The sequence below is a fragment of the Stieleria marina genome (assembly GCA_007741555.1).
Lineage (GTDB): Bacteria > Planctomycetota > Planctomycetia > Pirellulales > Pirellulaceae > K23-9.
Genome location: CP036526.1, coordinates 248499 through 267943, shown reverse-complemented (window position 1 = coordinate 267943; position 19445 = coordinate 248499). Strand labels below are relative to the sequence as shown.

The window sequence follows — 19445 nt, the reverse complement described above, 5'->3', positions numbered from 1 at the left end:
GTGTTATCTGTGATTCTTCCGTAGCCTAACTACGGGAGATTTCCTTACTTATTGAGAGGGTCGACAAAAAACTGCACCGTGCGCTGGACAATTGTTTCCCGCGAGGGATCGATTTCCGCATCGACCTTTCGCCAGTTGTGGCCCGAGTTTTTGACAATCATGATCTCAACGGGTGCGGCAATTTTGACTGCTTTCTGCTTCATGTAGTGAGCATGCTTGACCGGAATCGTCGTATCTTTATCACCCTGAATCATCAGCAGTGGCGGACTGTCTTTACTCAGGTAGTTGATCGGACTGACTTCCCGGTAACGTGCCAATTTTTCGGTCGGCCCTGAATCGGAGCCGAGAATGCGGGCGGCAAACCGATCCTTGAAATTTGCACTGTCATCGTGGTTGAACAGTTCCATTTTTTCAAAATCACACGGGCCATACCAAGAGACGCCGGCAACCATTCGGTAAGGGGCTTTGGCAAGCGTTGGATCTCCCGGCAATTGTTCGGGCGATGCCAGCAGGAGCATCTGTGCGATATGGCCGCCTGCAGAATCTCCCATCACAAAAACACGCATGGGATCAATCTCAAACGCTTCACTGTTCTTCGCCAAGTAGCGAATGGCGTCTTTGCAATCGATGACGCAATCACGCATCGCTACATTGCGGTCCTTCTTCGCGAGTCGGTACGTCACGGGCGCTACCGCGAAACCCTCCTTGATCAACTGTTCAAAAACAGTCGCAAAAGATCCACTGGCAGCCTTGTACCGATTACCTGCTGCCCATCCTCCGCCGTGAGTAAAGACAATCACCGGACATTTCTCGGTGCGCTTGGCCGTCGGGTAATACAGGTCCAGCTTTAGGTCTCGTCCCGAGATGTTTTTGTAGACAACTTCCAGCTTGCGCTCTCCGCCAGTCTCCAGGTATTTGGCTCCCTTGGCAGCACGCGAAGCGTTGCGCTGACGCTTTGTTTCTTGGGCTGTTATGCCGCTGGTTGCTGCAAGTGCAATCATGATGGCAGCGATCGTGTGAATTCTCATTCTGTTGTATCCATAAGTGTCTGGTTCTACGGTGCCGTTCATCAATTGCGATTTCATTCTTTCGTTTCGTCTTTTGACGGAGTAATTTTTCTGTCCACGGGTTTCCAAATGATGGACGAAGCTTTTGTTTTCAAGTTGACATCGACGCTGCAGTGCTCAAAATCCCGGTGATGGGCGTAGCCGTCTTTGGTGGCCTTACCCAACGGGCTGCCGATCTTTTGATCAAAGTCGTCGGACCAGTAAATGAGAGAGTCGTCGGCGGCATAGGAGTTCTCGGCACCGCCCCAGCTGTAGAAGGAGTAGTCGTTGGCGATGATCAAGTAGCAGGCAAGTGAAAAGTCGTGGGTGGAACCAAACGCACCGTCCCCAGCTCCGCGACAAAGAATGTATTTGTTCGGCGGAATGGCTAACAACTCCTCCATCAGCTTCACGCCTTCATCAGCGGTTTTCACTGAGGATCGAAAGAAGGCTTCGCAGAAGACGCCGTCAGCGTGAGCGAGTGTGCTCGCCCCGGCTACGTATCTGCTGGAGGTTTGGACGCGGTAGCCATTATAGATGACAAAACTGGACAATCGTTCTAGGCAGCTCTCGACACTTTCCAATTGGCCGCGAGCGTTGGCTCCCGGGGCGCCGTCGCCGAAAACTCCGTTTAAGGCACTGTCTTTGACCAACTGGTCGGACGTACTGGACCACCAGTTGCGCGCGGCATCGTCGGGATACGTCCAGCGTACGGTTCCTTTCCGGACCTCCTCCACCCAGTCCGGATGCTGTGCAACAGTATCCCGGACGGTGGTATAGAACTGACTGTATGCCGTGTTGGTACTCCAGTAGAGCAGCACGCGCATATCCGGGTTGTTCTTCAACAGTTTCTTTGCCGTTTCCGCTGCTGCTTTTTCAGTGCTGGTTGCGCCGTAAACATTCTTTGCATGCCGCTTCTCGATCGTAAAGATCGCGAAATGGTCCCGGATGAAATCGTATTGTTCGGGCGTATAGTCGTCATTCCGAAAGGCGTGACCGAACAGACGCACTTTGGACCAGTCGCCCGGACCGGCCGGCTGCGCATGGAGGGTTGCGGGGATGAGAAAAGCCAAGAATGCTGCTGTCCGTAACAGCAGTTTCCCCTTTTCAGTTCGCGTTATGTCGTTTTGTGTTTTCATCAAGGTTAAGTAGTCCATGAGTCAATGATTGCTGTTACTACTAGTTACGGCAACAGCCGGATCACCGTGGCACCCTCGTCGCTCTCGCGCCCATCGGCCCGAACTGCGATGACCTTAAGCGTCATCTGGCCAATCTTTTTCAGGTCGGCGGCTTTGTAGACAAAATGGGTGCCTGCGATATCTGAGGCGATCATTTCATAGTCCGGTGCGTTGCCTACCGCGCGGTACAAGTTGTACGACGCAGCATCCGCGCTGCCGGTCCAGGACAGCTCGACCTGACTTTTGCCGTCTTTGTCGATTTTCAAGTTCAATGGGGCGGCGACAGGGGTATAGGCCGGGATGTCGGAGACTACATAGGCCTGGCCCTTCGTGGTTTCGACGCTGATCTGGTCTGTGCCCTTGGCTGAGAAGTCTACCGTGTTGCCGTCCGCAGTTTTGATGACGGCTTTGGCGATGTTGGGGTACCTGAGCTCCAACATTCCGCCCACCTTGGACAACACTTCCAGGCGGGTCGCCTGTCCGCTGGACCACTGTGCGGAAACCTCAAAGTTACCTCGCGTCAGTAGGCCGCGGTAGCTACCGTCGGACCAGACGGCGGGCAATGCGGGCAGCGGGGACACGACGTAATCCTGGCTCTGCAAGAGCAATTCCACGACTCCGGCGGTGGCGCCGTAGTTTGCGTCAGCCTGGAACAGCGGGCCGCCGCGGTGGTCGTTGAACAGGTTGTGCAGGTAGTTTCCTTCCAGCAAATCCCGATAGAAGAGATACGCTTCATCGCCGTCATGCACACGAGCCCAAAAGGCGATCCGCTCGGCGCGCGCCCAGCCAATGTTGGAGCTGCGCGTGCGCAGGGTCAGGGTTTTTTTGACGGCATCGAGCCAAGCCGGGGTTGAGTCGTTGATCAACTGGCCCGGATACGATCCAAGCAGCATGGACGTGTGTCGGTGGTGAGGGTCGATGGTACTGCCGGCGTCGCCATAAAATTGTTCCTGACGGAATTCCTTAATTTGCCCCGACTTTCCGACATGGATCGGGTCCAGGAACGGGAGCTGCTTTTCGTACAGCTCCAATCGGTCATCGTTGCGGCCGAGGATTTTGGCGGCCGTCAGTGTGTTGTGATGGTTTTCGTAGAACATCTGCTGGTCGAAGGTGGTGCCGATGGTCTCGCGCTTCTTTTTTCCTTCCAGGTATTGTTCTGGGGATGAGGAGGGCTTAGCCAATAACGCGCCATCGATTTCCTGAACAAACCGGGAAACGAAGTTGGCCTGTTCATACATCACGGGATAGACGGTTTCGGCTAACAGGGTCTCGTCGCGTGTGTAGTCGTAGTAGTCCCAGAACATTTGAGAAATCCAGCCCCCTGTGCCGAATCCAGCAATGGGGGTTTTTCCGGGAACATCATACGGGTTGGCCCAGAAGGGGCCGGACCAGCCGTTGTCTCCACTCGTGTCGAGCTGCGAGGGGTTGTATTTTCTGATGTACTCCGTGGCGTGCAACCGCTGCCGATGGACGAAGACCTTAAAGAAGCCCGCATAGGACTCGAACATCTCAGGCAAGTTGGCGCTGAAGGCCGGCGCGTAGGCCATCTGTACATTCGTGTCATGCAGGTACTGCGAGGACCATGGCGGCCGCGCGTAGACGTTCCAGATTCCCTGCAAGTGGGGCGGAAGTGTGCCGGCTCTGGAGGAGCAGATCAACATGTAGCGTCCGAACTGGAACGCGAGCTCTTCGAGGTAACGGCTTGATTCGCCATCAGGGTAGGTATCCACCAACTCGTCGGTGGGAATCGCCGGTGCCGTGGCGCCGAGATCCATGCTTACTCGGTCGTAAAGTTCGGTGTAGTCGGCTTGGTGGTTTGCCCGCAACGCCTCATAGGACTTCGCCGCCGCGTCGGCCAGATAGCCGGTCACCTTGGCGTGGGGATCGGGGAAATCTGCGAGCTTGTCGGCTGCCTTCGTAGTCAGAAACACTTTGGGGTCGAACTGGTAGTTGGTTCCGACCGCAATCAGAATCACCGCGCTGTCGGCATCCGAAACAGCGATGGTGCCTTCACTGCTTAATGCGTTCATCCTGCCACCTGTGGGGATGACCTTGAACTGACCCTCAAACTTAATATTGAAGTAACTCATGACACCGGACAGCGTGACCGTGTCGCTATCCGCCGCGACGGAACCGGATTTGGAATCTCCCAGGAATGGGATGGTTGGACGCAGCGTGAACGACAAGGCCCCTGCCTTCGACGCCTTCAGCCGGATCGCCATGACCTTGTCGGGGTAGCTGGTGAAATACTCCCTCGAGTACTCCACATCCTTCTCCTTGTACTTCACATAAGAGCCCCCTTCGTTCAGGTTCAACTCCCGTTCGTAGTTGCTGGTGTTGTTGTGGCCAAAATCAATGTAGACCTCGGCGAAGTTATTCACGCCGCGGCGTTTGAATCCACTATTTTTTGCCGCCCAATCGTACAGGCTGTTCTCGGTGATCTGGATGCGCTCGCTCGTTGTGCCACCGAACACGTTGACACCCATGTAACCGTTGCCCATCGGGATCGAACGGTTGACCCAGCCGGCATCGCTGTCGGGTGCAGGCTCGTCATACCAAAGCCGCAGAGCCTTGCCCGCCCCGTCTGCGATCAAACCAGAGCCCTGCTCCTCAGCCGAAGCCTCCGGAACGAGATACATCCCCGTCCAGGCCAGAGTGGTCACGGCTAAGACTTTTGTCATCAAATTGCGTACAAACATAATTTCCGTTGCTGTTAATTTGCATTTCTCATGGGAAGTTGCCAGCGTAAGGAGCAACTCTACTGGTTAGTGTTCAACGAATCCTTGCACATCATCCAAGACAACCTTCTGGCGTGCGTCGTCACCGCGAAGTGTCAATTCGACGTTCTTGAATTCGATGTTCTTGGCATGACGAATGTAAGCACCCCAGGCAGGTAGTACGCCAAAGAAAAACTGTTCCGGATACCGACTCTCGTCCTCCGCCACCACCCGCTGCGCGTCTTCCTGGGTGCCGTGACCGGGATAGGAAATCTTGATGTTCTCCAAGACAACGTTTTCGATCAAGTGACCGGGGATACCTGTGATCATGATCGGCCCGGCTCTTCCTTTTTCCTTGTCGGTCACACCGGGAGTGGTGTCTAGCTTGAGATTTTTGTAGACGGCCTCCAGCGTTTTCTCGCGGTCTTCGATCGTCACCTCGGCGACCAAATCGCTGATGCGCACGTTTTTCAATGTGCCGGTATATGCATCCTTAGAAGAATCGTCCTCCCTCTGGCCTCGTTCGGACCGCTCGCCGAAAGAACTGCCGCGATTTCCCAATCGCATAAAGATTGGGTTGCCGACGTTTTCCATGACGATTCTGGAGATCGTGATATTCTCGAGACGCCCACCATCCACCGACTGCAGTTTAATGGCCCCCATCGGGCAATCATGAAAGTAGCAGTTCGTGATGCTGACATCGATGAATCCGCCTCGGGAGGACGAGCCAAATTTGACCGCAGCCGTATTGCTGTCCGCCCTGCACCCACGGACGACAATGTTCTTGCAAGGGTTCAAGGAGCTTTTCAAGCAGATCGCGTCGTCTCCTGTGCTGAGATCACAGTTCTCAATCAGCACATTCTCGCATCCGTCCAGATCCAGTCCATCATTGTTGTAATTGTTGTTACGAAAGCGCAGGGTCACTGCATTGAAGTGAATCACTTTGCAGTCGATTAAGTGCAATCCCCAGAAGGCTGGACGCTTGTAGGTGACGCCCGAAAAGGTGAGATCTCCACAATGCTCCATCCGCATCAAACGTGGCCGGATGCCTGAGTTTCTCCCGCCCTTTCTGTTCCGAGGAAAATTCTCGTGCGTTCCCCTGCCATCGATCACGCCGAGCCCTTCGATGGTGATGTTGTTTGCGCTTGCAGCGTAGATCAAGCAATGGGCCGCGCCCTCTCGAGGTTTTCTGAGGTTTTCAGTTGGGTAGTCATCCGCATTGGTGCTTCCGAGCAAGCTGGCCCCGTAATCGAGCGACAGGGTGACATTGCTCTTTAAGATGATCGTTCCAATTTGAAAATCACCAGCAGGCACCCGAACAACACCGCCACCCGCATTATGGCAGGCATCGATGGTCTTTTGCACCGCTTCCGTTTCCATGGCCACGCCGTCACCGATGGCACCATAGGTTTTGATGTTATAGACATCCGGCTTCGCAATCTCGCCAGATGCCATCGAAGACAAGCTTGCGAGTACAAACACCAGCATCAACTTGTGTGTGACAATCAGTTTCATCGTGTCGTGCCTTTTCTAAAGATGTGTTTTTGGGTCTCTTCCATCGTCGCATCTTGCTCTGCACAAGTTACTCAACACGCTATTTTCGGGGAGCGAAACCCGACTGTTCGCTACTCTTCGTCGGTACGCAATCCGATTTCGGACAAATCAATCGGAACGAACCCTAGTTTCAATGCCGGTGAATCTGGCTTGAAACTAAAGTCACCATTCTCGGGATCGACGAACATCGGATCGACCGCGAGGCTTCTCCCGTCGACGCCGTCACGTTGGAGTTTTTCCAGCGTCTTTTCACCGAGACTCGAGTCCGCTTTGCAAAAGTAAATATTGTCGTCTGAATCGATGTCTTTCATCCGTGCGGGGACGCGGCCTCTACGATCTTCGCCCACCTTTCCTTTTCCGCCTCCTGGCTCCGAGATGAATGTGCAATCCGCCAGCGACGAATAAAAAATGTTCCGCTTGTTGCTCGCGCCCTTCATCGGGCCTTCGACGATCTTCAGGTAAATTCCGCGCGGTACGATGACATCGGCGACAATATTGTTTTCAAAGCGGTTGTTCAGCTTCAACGTCACGCCCTGCGACTTGCATTTGTAGATCAAATTTTCGGCGATCAGCGTATCCTCTTGTCCGCCGTCTGTCCGGATCGCGCTTTGCCCGTGGATCTCCGAAACCAGATGATGGATATAGTTTCGGCGAATCACATTGCCTGGGCCAGCGCCGCGAACGTAGATACCATTGCCGTCACCAAGGATTTGCATCGCATGGTGAATCTCGTTGTGCTCAACCAGGTTGTTGCGGGTGTGCAGAAACGGGCGAACGTCGTCTGGCTCCGGGTTCTTCGGCAGGTCGCCAAGTTCATGCCATCGGACAGTGCGCTCCGATTCGCGTTTGTCGCCCTTCGTGATAAAGCGGTGCACAATTCCCGAAACGATCAGCCCCGTATAGTTGGTGTGATGGATTAAATTGTTCGCAATGCGGTTCTCTCCGCTCTGCGAAAGGAAGATCCCGGGTGACTGCCAGTAGATTTCGCCCACATGATGAATGTCGTTGTTGTAAACAAGGTTGTTCTTGTTCACGTCCTTGGTGCCGGGACCATAACCGCAAAGCAGAACGCCACCGCCGCCCATGTGGTGGATATGGTTGCCGGTGATTCTATTGTGCTGCCCATGCAGATCCACGCGGATCGCGCCGCTTCCACTGTGAAGAAAATGGCATTGCTCGATGGCACAGTTCTCTGCACCACGAAGACGAACGAGTGCGTTGTCTTTGTCGAACATGTCCCAGTCGTGCTGAAGGCCGGCATCGTCGCTGGTCAGCGTATAGCGGTCGCCATGCTGGAACGTCAGGCCGCGAAAGCAAAGGTTGCGTACGGGAATGTCTTTGGGGCCCTTCTTGTCGATCGTGCCCTCGATCCGAATGAATTCGATCAACTGTGGAGCCATCACAGGTGAGTCGCCTTCGCGATCGGTATTACGTGGCCAAAGGTAAATCTTGCCTTCTCTTGTGTTGAGCGCCCATTCGCCTGGCTCGTCCAACTCCTCCAGCACGTTCTCAACCCAGCAGCCGATTTTGTTCATTCCGTAGGTCGCTGGAATGGCAGTGCGAGCAATCCCGGTGTCTTCGTCCACCGACGCCAACGGCAGGACGTTCATGGTCCAGAGCCGAGTCGGACGAACCAGGATCTCCACGTCCTTCACATTCGGCCAGTTCTTCAATCGTCCCTCTGGAAAACGCAACTCGGTAGCGCTACCCTTCGGAACAAAACGCTCCGACCGCGCGCGTGGCAGCATCCCGTCATTGTCATAGAGCGTTAAGAACCGATCCGCAGTTTTCGCGACCAGCAACTTCCCCTTCGCTGACTCAGGCAAACCTGGAAGCTCGCTGGTCACCTTTTCCCAGCCTTGGATCTCTCGTCCAGAGCTGAACACGGGCGTTTCGCCAGGGTAGGCCGCGTAGGTAATCGTCGACTCTCCGACTCCCGAATCGCCCAGTCCGAAAACAACGGTGTTGGAAAGTTGATAGGTTCCCGCGCGGACCAGAACAACGATATCCGTCGTCTTCTGCTTCTTCAATTCGCGCACCGCATCTCTCGCGCGTGAGAGCGACGCGAACGGTCCATCGGCTCGCCGATCATCGGGTTCAGCCACCGTGCCAGACCACTCATCGGAACCTTTCGGCGAAACATAAAAATCAGCCGTCCCTAGTTCAGCAGCGGACGAATTTCCGGCCAGCAGGCCACCGACAAACAGCCCCAGTAGTTTCACGGTGCAGCGACTCATGTTTTCTTCTTTACCTTGGTAAGTATCGACTTTGTTAACGTCGCGAGCGTCTGTCGCTCTATATCCTGTTTTCTAGTTGCCTTTCACTGCCTCACGCACCTTTTTCATGATGTCGATACACGCAGGATTGAAAAACGGTGCATCCCTAGTGATGTACGCGCTTGACGAAAGATTGATGGTGACCGGCATGTTGGCTTCATCCGCTTTCTTGAAAATCTCGATGTATTTCTCAGCAGAGAACTTGGGTTTTCCCCGCCACACGCCATTGCGTGCGCCGCCGCTCCAACCGTCCATGTAAAACCATGCGGCCGTGGTCTGACCTTCTAATTGGCCGCCCTCTTCAAATAGAAAATCAGCGTAATGCTCCGGCTCCCGGCCGGCTCCGTCGGACACCACGAAGTCACTGAACGGAGTTAAGTTCGCAAACAAATTCTGGCTGAATCCTACCGGAGCATTCGGATTGCCTGCCTTGATCGCTTTCGCGAATTTTTCCCACGGCGGATCCAATTGATAGAGTTTCCAGCCGCAGTCATCGATATAACCAGCGGTCGTTGCGAGATCCTCACCGTAGCGGAGGCTCACCTCGCGAAAATGGGATTCCAAAAAGTTGAAGTAACCGGTCGGGTCCGGCTCGGTACCACTGCCGTATGTGTTGCCATACAGCTCCTGCATGCCACTGTTCGGATTGTAGTAAAGCATCAGGCGAATATCGTGTTTCCCTAACGCATCGATGAGCTCCCGAATCAAATCACGCTGGCAGGTAAACCCAGGTTTGAGTTGGTCGATGGACTTGCTGGGCCCCGGCCAGAAATGTGCGCCATGCGAACAGGTGAAGCAGACCCACGACGCGCCTATTTCGACCACTTTCTCGACAAAGGCATCCACGTCAAAACTGTCGACTCGCTGCTGGTATTCGCCACCATTGGATCGGCCCGATGAAAAATGCACAAACAAGCCGTACTTTCCATCGACCATCCATTGCACATCGGCTTTCATCGCTTTGGCGCGGGCTTTCATGGCAACCAATGCTTCTGGACGCACCAGCTCAATCGACCACAGGGAAAACGGAGCTGTCTTCCCTCTCGCGTTCTTCATGTTGTCCAGCGCATCTCGTTCATCCTGCGTCCCCTGAAAGTCCACCAGTCGCAAACTGATCTTGTTGATTCCCGTCTTCAGCAGCAGCGTCCTTTTCAGCGTGTGCGTCTGCACCAGAGGCCGCGTGTCCCAATTCGGCACATTCACTTTCTCGCGGATGGTTGTCCCACTAGAACTGACTTCCAAAGTAGATTGCGCAAGAATTTCCTCGCGACCCGCATACCGAAGGGAAACCGAGTAGCTCGCTTCATCAGGTGCATTCACTTCCCATGTCATGACATCGTTTTCGGTTTGAAACCCGCGGACGAACGCATCGTTGACAACCGTCGGGGTGGGACGATCAGCATGAGCAAGGTTTCCGCTTAGCTGAGCGAGAAATCCCATGATGGTGGTGATATCATCCGCCCTGAGTTGCCACGTCCTCGGTGCCCAGTAGGAATGCACATCGGCATGTTGGGCGAACGCGGCAACAGGCAGGAAAGCCAACAAGCTGATCGAAAATAGAAAACGATAGAGGACCATGTGTTGATTTTTCATGATACTGACGGTGATGTAACCCTAAGAACCCAGCCTTCTATCGAGATACCTTCACTTCAATTTCCTGCTGATTGCGGACAACCTTCAGTTTTAGAGTTCCGTCTGCTCGACGAACGACTCGATTGAACTGTTTGACGTCGACAGTCGCGTGGCCATTCACTCCCTGAATCAAGTCGCCTTTTTGAAGACCGGCTGTCGCTGCCTCCGAGCGTTTCATAACCTTCATGACAGCGACGCCTCCTTCGTCCTTGCTCACACCGAAGGCCGAAAATTCTTCACCCGACAAATCACTCAAGGTAGCGCCCAACCATGTCATTGTCCGAGCGGATGCTACACCTACACCGCCACTGGCAACCTCCAGAGTTGGTATCACGGGCGTGCGAGCAATTGCTTTCAGCGAAGGCTTTTTGACTCCGAATTGATCCATCGGAAAGTTCTTAAAACCGAGCTTCAGTGCCGGTGATCCTTCCTTGACGCGAAAGTCACCATTGGCCGGACCGACAAACACTGGGTCGGCCACAATCGAACCCTCGTCCCATCCGGATGTTTTCGTCAGGTTGCCGCCGAAAATCAAATTGCCACCGATCCGTTTTCCAAAGGCCGTCTTTGTAGGTGTGCGGACGCCTTTGTAGGTGTCCATGAAAATATTGGCATACACTTCATCATTGCTGTTGGCATACCAAACATGGGGATGAAAGGTGTTGTTGACCGCAATGTTGTTCCACGCACGACGGCGGAAGCCTTCGCGAAACTTCAGACCACCGCTGAGCAAGAGATTGTTGTAGATGTCGTAGTTGCTGGACCCGTCATCGAGGTCAATGTCCCAACCATGATCGCAGCGCCAGCGACTGTCTCGAATGGTCGTGGTTTTGACGGCATCTAGGAACGGAAGTTTTGGATCCTTGTCGATCTCTGCCTGCGAGATGCCTCGGTCTGAGTGCCAGAAGCGGTCCCGTCCCCAAGAGTTGAAAGATCCGTGGTCGTGAGTTTCGAGCACCGTGTCAAACACATCGCAGCGCTCGATCAAATGGCCGCCCCAAGCACCATCGCCGATATTTATCCCCGCGCGTGCGCAGTCATACACAGAACAGTCACGCACCGTGATTTCGGAAGCCATATCCATCATCACTCCGGCCGGCTGACGCTCAACGCGGCCGATGCCGTGGATCAGACAGTCCTCGACCGCTGAACGGCTTGGATAGTTATCCGTTTTCGGACCGGGCGTACGGTCAATTTTTGTCAGGTCATTCTTTTCACGGTATTCAAACAACGGGTCACGCGCCGCGTCCGGATCGCCGACGAAACAAACACCGCTGGCACCCGCATCGTGGATGTGGCAGCCCTTTACCAACGTATGGCGATTGTAGTGGTTGACAAAAACCGCGTTGCCGCCGACTTGATCGAATTCTGTGTCCAGGATCTGAATGTGCTGCGTGCCGGTCAGGAAGTACGCGCCGCCGCGATAGATCGCCCAGTCGCTGCGCACCATCGGTTCCCTAGTGTCCATGAAAGTACGCGCCGCATGGCGGACAACAAACCCCTGCAGAGTGATGTGTTTGACAGGTTTACTTTCTGAACCGCGAAACTCAATCAGATGACGAAGACGGACCACTTCCACGGCGGCGTTCGGCAGGTCTGCGCCAGACTCCGGCATGTAGTAAAGCGTTGATGTTTTCGCGTTATGAAACCACTCTCCGGGAGCATCAAGTTCCTCGAACACATTCTCCACCATGCGGAAATCCTTGTGCATTCCCATCTGACGGTTGTTCTGCCATCCGCCCTCATAGGTCACCTCTCCCTTGGCGTCCTTACCGGTGATCAGATAGTGATATCCGCCCCAGCGTTTGGAGTGCATGGCGTGGATATAACCACCCGTCGGATCAGCCCAGTTGGCGGCACGCTCTTTGGAAAAAGCATCAGCTGCAAAGCCTTGATAGGCCTCGGTCTTTTTCGAGGCATCAAAATTCGGGTAGCGTGCCATGCGTTGGTTTTTGCCGTTGATAAACAGCTGGTCGACATCAAGCCCGGCCGGAGTCTTCGCCTGAAAGATTCCGTTCTCATAAGGTTGCCAGTTGAGTTCCAATTTGGACCCGCCGCTCAGCACCGCACTGCCCTCGTTGACCGCCTTGTAAACGACAGGATTGATTTCAGTGCCCGAGTCTTGCGGCGCAAAGACCAGGGTCTCCGGCAGGTAGTAAATTCCGTCAGCAACATGCACGGTAACCGCTTCTGCACCGGCTGCCTTGCGGGCCATTTTTTGCGCAGCGGCAAGAGAGGCCAACGGCTGGTCGGAGGTGCCTCCACTGGCATCCGAACCACCCGGTGCTACATAGATATCCGCCGCATGGGTTGCGGACAACATCAGCCCGGACATCGCGTAAAAGAAAAGAGTTAAGGTCTGCTTCGTCATCTTTGTATCCTTCATGGTGTTTCTAGTCACAAGCTACGACGGTAATTGCATATGGGTTTCGAGTCGGTTAAGCGTCATCGTCTATTTCCCACGAATGGCCTTGCGGACTTCTTCCATGACCGCCATGCATTCGGGGTTAAAGATCGGATGGTCATCGGTAACATCGGCGGTCATGATCAGGTTGATGGTCACGGGAACCTTGGCCTCTGCCATGCGTTTGAAGAAGTCAACATACTTCTGCGTCGAATGAACCGGGCCACCGCTATACCGGGCGTTCATCGGTCGATTTTGGAACCAACCGCCCTGGTCCATCAGGCACCACCATGCCGGAGAGACATCTCCCAATTGCTTACCGGGCCCGATGAGCTGGGGATCGATCTCGTGCAATTCACTGCCACCATCGGTGACGGCCAATTCGCTGAACGGGCTGACCGTCGGGCCCCGGTTCGAACTGAGCCCCACCACGGCCTTGGGATTGCCCGCCTTGATCGCGCGGGCCCAGCCTTCCCAGGATGGCCTGAGGGGATAGTCCCATGCCAGCGCGCCATCCATGTAGCCGAATCCCATCAGCTTCTCGCCATAGCGTAGGCTGCATTCGCGAAGAATCGCCTCGATATTGTCGCTGAAGCGTTTGGTGTCTGCATCGTTGGCGCCTAACGCCTCCCGCCACACCTTGGGGTCGTAACCGTTGTAGCCGGTATGCAGATAGAACAACGTGCGAATGCCTCGCTGGTCCAGTTCATCAATGATTTCACCCAGCAAGTCGCGCTGGGCGGTACGTCCCGGCGCAACCTTGTCGATCGCTGCGTTGGGTCCGGGCCAATAGAATCCCTGGTGCGTCGCGGTAAAGGTGATCCACGCGGCACCGGTGCGTTCAATGGCATCCGCAAAAACCTTGACATCGAACATCTCCACTGATTTCTGGAACCAATCGACTCTCTTTTCATCGATGCTGAATCCACGGCTTTGTGACGACCAGTGGACGAAGATGCCGTACTTCCCATCGGCCATCCACGAGGCATCGCCCCGAATCGCTTCGGCGCGTTCCACTTGCCCCCGACGCGCAGCGGCTGTTCCCAACTCGATGGAAAACAGGTTGAAATCCTCGGTCACTCCTTGGCCGAATCGCGTGGACTTGTTGGCGTTATTTCCTGCGGACGCCGTTGCAGGCTTTGCATCAGGCAGGCGTAGGGTGATCTGGTTCACACCGGCCTTCAAATGCAAGGTGCCCGGTAGTTCCTGACGCCAGAAAAAAGGGCGATACTCCCAAGTCCTAATCATGGACGGGGCGGTCAGAACAGAGTCCCCCGAACTCACTTCCAGTTGCGTCTGCTCCCGCTTGCTAAATAGTACATCGACCACGTAATCATCTTCTTTGGGAACATCGATCGTCCAGGTCACCGTATCCTGCGGAGACTCAAACCCGTGCACCACATTACCACTTCTAAAGTGACGCTTCGCATTGCTGGACAATGTTCCACTTGAAGCAATGATCGCTGTCACGCCATCAGGATCAAGCTGAACGATTTTGTTTTTGTTCGTCGGTGCGGTCGTCTTCCCCTCCTGAGCACACACACTCGTCGCCACACTCACTATCAACCCCGTTGACAGGAGAACGTCACGGAGGATCTCTCTATAACTCATATTCAATGCCTTGCTTTACAGTTTCATATTTGTTCAAGCGTCATTGCCCGGCAGATCGGCGAATTCATCATCGTCAAACTTCAGCAATGGTGCCGGTGCTGTCGGCGAAGGTTTCCGTTTCGACACCTAGTCTTTGCAGCGTCGTGACGTAGAGTAACGTGGTCGTAACACGCAAGATCGTGAAACACACTTTGGGCAGCAAAACTTCGTGCCTTCGGTGTGCTCGACATGGATGTCCACTTGGCCGGCTTCGAGATCAAGCTTCACGTCAGCGACAGTCCAAGGAGCCTGCAAGCCAAGGAGCCGCTGATAGAATTCTGTTTCGTGCATTCGGGTTCTCCTTCTCGGAGAATTTTAACCGACCCACAGAGTTCCCGGATGGACCTTTTATTGCTGTCGCCGTTGGAGCGAGGTTCAGCTGTCTCACGTTTTGCGACAGGCTAGAAGCATATCGAATGGCGAGCCAAGGGCGTTATTCGCAGGTTCCTGGAGCACAGTGACAACGTTATCTTAGTAGCTAGGGTACGTTCGCTGGGCCGACTCGCGTTCACCGATCAGTGCGAGTGACGGAGGCAGGAGCGTGGCCAAGAATGCCATCGAAGAAACCATCCATTTGAAAAACGCGAAATGAATTTGTTGACACCTATTTTCGGTCGCCTTGGACTTTGCTGGTCAATCGCGATTTGCTTTTTAGCAATTGCAATTGTCCACGAATCTGCGATTGCAGAGTCGGCTGCCGATAATTAATCTACAAGCAAAACGCGGCCCAACATCATTTTGGTGATGACGGACGATCAGGGTTACGGTGACCTGAGTTGTCATGGGCATCCATTCTTGAAGACGCCCAACATGGACAAGCTGTACAGCCAAAGTATTCGCTTCACCGATTTTCATGTCAGCGCGACTTGCTCTCCCACGCGAGCGGCGCTGATGTCGGGCAAATCGCCGTTCAAAGTCGGGGTGACTCATACTGTGGTCGAACGGGAACGGCTTACGCTGGAGACGACCACGATTGCAGAAGTTTTGAAATTAGCCGGTTACGCCACGGGAATCTTCGGCAAGTGGCATCTAGGTGATGCTGATTCTTTTCAACCCGATCGCCGTGGCTTTGATGAAGTCTTCATCCAGCCAAAGTCACGCGGGTGACCAGAGCGACGCTCCCGGCACCAACTACTTCGACCCCATCCTCAAGCACAACGGACGCTTCGAGCAAACCCGCGGGTATTGCACCGACGTGTTCTTTCAGCAAGCACTCGGTTGGATCCAGTCGAAAGCGACGAGCTCAAAGACAGCCGGTACAGAGAAAGAACAACCCTACTTTGCCTACAAATCTACCAACGCACCGCACTCTCCTTACCGTGTCGATCCGAGCTACTCTGACTTATTCAAAGACAAATGCGACGCAAAGCAGGCTGCGTTTCTAGGGATGATCGTCAACATCGACGAGAACGTTGGTTAACTGATGGAGAAGCTGGACCAAATGGAACTTGGCCGATAATACGCTACTGATTTTCATGACCGACAATGGCAGCGCGGCGGGATCGCCGATCCACAACGCCGGGATGAAGGGCGGCAAGGGATCAATGAACGAAGGAGGCTCGCGAGTCCCTCTGTTTATGCGTCTACCCGGTATCATGAAGCCGGGCGTTGAGATTGATCGGATGACGCGCCACTTCGATCTCTTTCCCACGCTGGCCGAAATCGCCGGTACCAAAATTCCAGCGGGTGAGCACCGATGATTATGTTCGAGACAAAGCCGTCCCCGAGTTTCGTCAGCTACTCACCGACTACGGCCCGATCGGAATCTTTTGGTGGGAAACGCCCCGAAAGATGAGCCAAGAATCGTTTGACGTGCTGCATTCGCTGACCAAGTTGCAGCCAAACGCGATTACCAATGATCGCTTGGGCGAAGGTTACCGTGGCTATTACAAAACGCTCGAACGCAACATTCCTCAGCAGGCCCCCGTCGGTGAAGATTGGGAAGTCTGCATTCCGATTAGCGGGAGTTGGGGCTACAAAAGGGTGACAACGATTTCAAGTCGGGCCAGAAGTTGATTCGCAACCTAATCGACATCGCCAGCAAGGGCGGCAACTACTTGTTGAATGTTAGCCCGACCGGAGACGGCACGTTGTTGCCGCCTGCGATCGAACGGTTAAAGACAATCGGTCAGTGGATGGACGTCAACAGCGAATCCATCTATGGAACCGTGGCAAGTCCGCTTCCAAAGCTCGATTGGGGACGATGCACCGCAAAGCTCCATGAAGGACAAACAACGCTCTATTTGCATGTGTTCGATTGGCCTGAGGAGGGCAAGCTAATCGTACCAGGACTGACTCAGAAGCTACTAAGTGCTCGCTTGCTAGACGGGAACCGCGACGTCGCATCGGCGGTGACCGATGCGGGTCTTGAATTGGCACTTCCCACGAAAGCTCCTGATCCGAACGCCAGCGTGATCAAGCTGACGATCGAGGGCGAGTTAATTGTGAAAGTCCAGCTTCCCACACCCGACGCGAGCGGCAAGTTGGTTTTGATTGCAGACACGGCATATGTGCACAACAACGAGGGTAGCAAAAACAAGCGGATGTGAGACATCATGACGACATTCCCCATATCGGCTACTGGCTCGACAACCGCGATTGGGTCGATTGGAGCATTCAAATTGATCAGCCGGGCAAGTACAAAGTCCATGCGACGATGTCGGTGCAGAACGAAGAAACGCGATTCCGCTTTGGATCCGAAGGGGACATGACTGCGGCCAAAGTTTCATCAACGGGCAGCTACGGAAAATACCAGCAAAACCGGTTGGGAGTCATCACCATTGACCAACCGCGGCGACTGAATCTAATTATCAAACCAGATCCAGAAAACAGGCAACCGATGAACCTTCGTCAAGTGACACTTCAACGCATCGATTGATCGCAGGCTAGAAGCCAATACGACATCCTTCGACTGCCTAACGCGAACTGCTCGGTCGTTCGTGCAGGCGATTGGTTCGGTACGCTTCGATTAGCCGCTCCAGCATGTCAGCGCGGTGCCCGATTCGCTGGCCGCGCTCGGTGTCGCAGGTGCGTTTGGGTGAATCGAAGACGCGAATGTCCTGAACGCTGGGAACAATGTCGACACCGTCCCGAATCGCAACCTCCACCGAATCGAAGTGCGAGTGCTGAGCCAGAACGATGCGACCTGGTTCCAGCAACAAGGTGTATCCGTGATCGCCATACGCCTCGGAGAACGCTCCGTCGATCGTGATCGCTTTGCCGCTGCGTTTCAGCGGCGATTCGCCTGCCTCGACCTTCACCGGGACATGCCCGTTGACGATCAACCCATCGTCGGTAGCCATCCCAAACTCTGCCAACACTTTGTCGCAGAATTCGGTTTCGTGGATTAACGAGAAGTAGGCATCCTTCGTTTCTCGATGCGGTGTCTTGTCGGCGATGAAGTCCCGCTCGAGTGTCGCAATACGATCTTTGCCGAACAACGGTGACCTCGGACCGCTCCATAGATACCAAAGGAAATCCAGATCGGCTTGTTGGGATTCGACGACGCCGCGCCGGACAACTTTTTCAATCTCCTCGAACAGTGCACGTCCCGCAAACGATTTTCCGTCGATTTCAAACGACAGGAAGTTGCCATCGGCATCCACGGGCACACAGCCGTGAAAGATCAGGCATTCGTCTCGCTTGAGATACATCGAACCATGCCCGACCATGAATCGCATTTGCTCACGCAGCTTTTGGCTGTTCAAAAACGAGTGTTTTAAATTCGACAAACACTTCGCTTCTTCGACGCTAAGCTCGTAAGGATTCTCCGGGTCGATGGTCGGAAAACAGGTGTCGCGGAGGGCGTAGGTTGCACCATCAATGTCGATGGTCCCTGCTTCGTGATTGATTTGGTGCAACAAACGTCGGTGGTCCAAATTCCAATGCGGATTCCGCTCGATCATTTGTCCTTCCAGCTTGAACTGCATCACGGCGGCAGCTTTTTGCATTCTTGCGACCACCTCCATTGGCCGCATGCCTTCGCCCTTGGGCATGAAGTGCTCCGCCGGATCATCGGCGTAGACGGTTCTAGCAAGATGCTCCAGCGGCGTCAAAGGAACACTGTAGCCTTCGTCCAATTGACCCAAACGACGATACCGCAACGAGACTCGCAGAACGGTGCAGATCAGCGCTTCATGTCCCAACGACGCGCCCATCCACAGGACGTCGTGATTTCCCCAGACGAATTCGACGTTGGGTTGACGGTGCAGGTAATCCATCACGCGATCACCACGTGGCCCTCGATCCCACAAATCTCCCGCGATAATCAATTCATCGACCGCAAGGTTGCGAATCAAACGCCCGAGCAAATGGATCAAGTGCAATGCGCGATCATGCCGCACAAGTTCGTCAAGCATCGCTCCGACGAATTCGGGACCGCGCTCGGTGGACGGCGCGTGCATGATCTCTAGCAATAGTTCGCGGTACTCGGCAGGGAAGACGTTGGTCGCAAGCCGCAGACTGAAGTTGGAAACAAGGTAACGAAGCAGTTCCAGCTGTGGCCCGAGCATCCGTAACGCGTACGCTCGAATTTCGTCAGGCGGTGTCAGTGTATTACCAACGCGCTCGGTCACTTCGGCTGGATAGAACGTCAGCTTTAGAAACTCCAACCTCTCCTCCGCGTCCATCGTTTCAGCGAACAACTCTTCAACCAGCGGTCGCAAAGTTCCCGATGCGTTATTGATCACATGTTGGAGCTTCTTGTCTTCGCCGTGGATGTCGCTGATGACATGCACGACCCCCTTTGGCAGTGTTCGGACTGCTGCAAGTCGTGCGGATTCGGCGATCGCGGCGTCCACGTTGGGATACTCGACCGCGAGCAGTTCCAACATCGAAAGATCGGCTTCGGGACGCTTGAACGAATGAGATGCAGTCTGCATGGGAGGGCCAGATTCCATGGTCTAGTTGGATAGAAAACGCGACAACCGCTTCGTACCACATTGCTCGCAGCAGAGCAGGAATGGCTTGGTTGTAATTTCTACGTTCGT

10 protein-coding genes and 2 pseudogenes are annotated in these 19445 nt (G+C 54.3%); 3 read left to right on the top strand and 9 right to left on the bottom strand.

Annotated features, from left to right (window positions below):
- Nucleotides 1-44: 44 nt before the first annotated feature.
- The 8 genes from K239x_RS00995 to K239x_RS00960 form a co-directional block, all read right to left on the bottom strand.
- Complete coding sequence (locus K239x_RS00995) at nt 45-1028, bottom strand: alpha/beta hydrolase fold domain-containing protein (protein ID WP_145421997.1); 984 nt, start codon at nt 1026-1028, stop codon at nt 45-47.
- A 53-nt stretch (nt 1029-1081) separates the two neighbouring features.
- Nucleotides 1082-2119, bottom strand: coding sequence for a putative glycoside hydrolase (locus K239x_RS00990; protein WP_419189522.1), 1038 nt, complete (start codon nt 2117-2119; stop codon nt 1082-1084).
- A gap of 110 nt (nt 2120-2229) precedes the next feature.
- Nucleotides 2230-4905, bottom strand: a complete 2676-nt coding sequence (locus tag K239x_RS00985) for a glycoside hydrolase family 95 protein (RefSeq protein ID WP_419189521.1) — start codon at nt 4903-4905, stop codon at nt 2230-2232.
- An 84-nt stretch (nt 4906-4989) separates the two neighbouring features.
- Nucleotides 4990-6429, bottom strand: a complete 1440-nt coding sequence (locus tag K239x_RS00980; RefSeq protein WP_419190125.1) for a glycoside hydrolase family 28 protein — start codon at nt 6427-6429, stop codon at nt 4990-4992.
- 137 nt (nt 6430-6566) lie between these two features.
- The gene (locus tag K239x_RS00975; protein ID WP_145415838.1) at nt 6567-8732 is read right to left on the bottom strand and encodes a right-handed parallel beta-helix repeat-containing protein; all 2166 of its coding nucleotides are present in this window, start codon (nt 8730-8732) and stop codon (nt 6567-6569) included.
- Nucleotides 8733-8804: 72 nt separating this feature from the next.
- Entirely contained in the window at nt 8805-10364 is a 1560-nt protein-coding gene (locus K239x_RS00970; protein ID WP_145415837.1) for an alpha-L-fucosidase, read from the bottom strand.
- Between the two features lie 37 nt (nt 10365-10401).
- On the bottom strand, nt 10402-12789 hold the full coding sequence (locus tag K239x_RS00965; RefSeq protein ID WP_145415836.1) for a right-handed parallel beta-helix repeat-containing protein: 2388 nt from the start codon (nt 12787-12789) through the stop codon (nt 10402-10404).
- 66 nt (nt 12790-12855) lie between these two features.
- Nucleotides 12856-14418, bottom strand: a complete 1563-nt coding sequence (locus tag K239x_RS00960) for an alpha-L-fucosidase (RefSeq protein ID WP_145415835.1) — start codon at nt 14416-14418, stop codon at nt 12856-12858.
- A 783-nt stretch (nt 14419-15201) separates the two neighbouring features.
- Between K239x_RS00960 and K239x_RS00955 the strand changes: the two are divergent.
- The 3 genes and pseudogenes from K239x_RS00955 to K239x_RS28185 all read left to right on the top strand — a co-directional run.
- Nucleotides 15202-16139 (top strand): annotated as a pseudogene (locus tag K239x_RS00955) (arylsulfatase); the annotation flags it as partial.
- A 4-nt stretch (nt 16140-16143) separates the two neighbouring features.
- A pseudogene (locus tag K239x_RS00950) lies at nt 16144-17006 on the top strand (alpha-L-fucosidase).
- The gene (locus K239x_RS28185; RefSeq protein WP_419189520.1) at nt 17003-17335 is read left to right on the top strand and encodes a carbohydrate-binding protein; all 333 of its coding nucleotides are present in this window, start codon (nt 17003-17005) and stop codon (nt 17333-17335) included. Before K239x_RS00950 ends, K239x_RS28185 begins: the two are co-directional and overlap by 4 nt.
- Nucleotides 17336-17372: 37 nt before the next feature.
- Here the strand turns inward: K239x_RS28185 and K239x_RS00945 are convergent, their stop codons facing one another.
- Complete coding sequence (locus tag K239x_RS00945) at nt 17373-19337, bottom strand: fructose-bisphosphatase class III (RefSeq protein ID WP_419189519.1); 1965 nt, start codon at nt 19335-19337, stop codon at nt 17373-17375.
- Between the last annotated feature and the right edge of the window lie 108 nt (nt 19338-19445).

Bases quoted from the DNA above. Each gene is read 5' to 3' on its own strand.
- K239x_RS00970 (WP_145415837.1), bottom strand. From the start codon at position 10,364: ATGAAAAATCAACACATGGTCCTCTATCGTTTTCTATTTTCGATCAGC.
- K239x_RS00985 (WP_419189521.1), bottom strand. From the start codon at position 4,905: ATGACAAAAGTCTTAGCCGTGACCACTCTGGCCTGGACGGGGATGTAT.
- K239x_RS00980 (WP_419190125.1), bottom strand. From the start codon at position 6,429: ATGCTGGTGTTTGTACTCGCAAGCTTGTCTTCGATGGCATCTGGCGAG.
- K239x_RS00995 (WP_145421997.1), bottom strand. From the start codon at position 1,028: ATGAGAATTCACACGATCGCTGCCATCATGATTGCACTTGCAGCAACC.
- K239x_RS00975 (WP_145415838.1), bottom strand. From the start codon at position 8,732: ATGAGTCGCTGCACCGTGAAACTACTGGGGCTGTTTGTCGGTGGCCTG.
- K239x_RS00945 (WP_419189519.1), bottom strand. From the start codon at position 19,337: ATGCAGACTGCATCTCATTCGTTCAAGCGTCCCGAAGCCGATCTTTCG.
- K239x_RS00965 (WP_145415836.1), bottom strand. From the start codon at position 12,789: ATGAAGGATACAAAGATGACGAAGCAGACCTTAACTCTTTTCTTTTAC.
- K239x_RS00960 (WP_145415835.1), bottom strand. From the start codon at position 14,418: ATGAGTTATAGAGAGATCCTCCGTGACGTTCTCCTGTCAACGGGGTTG.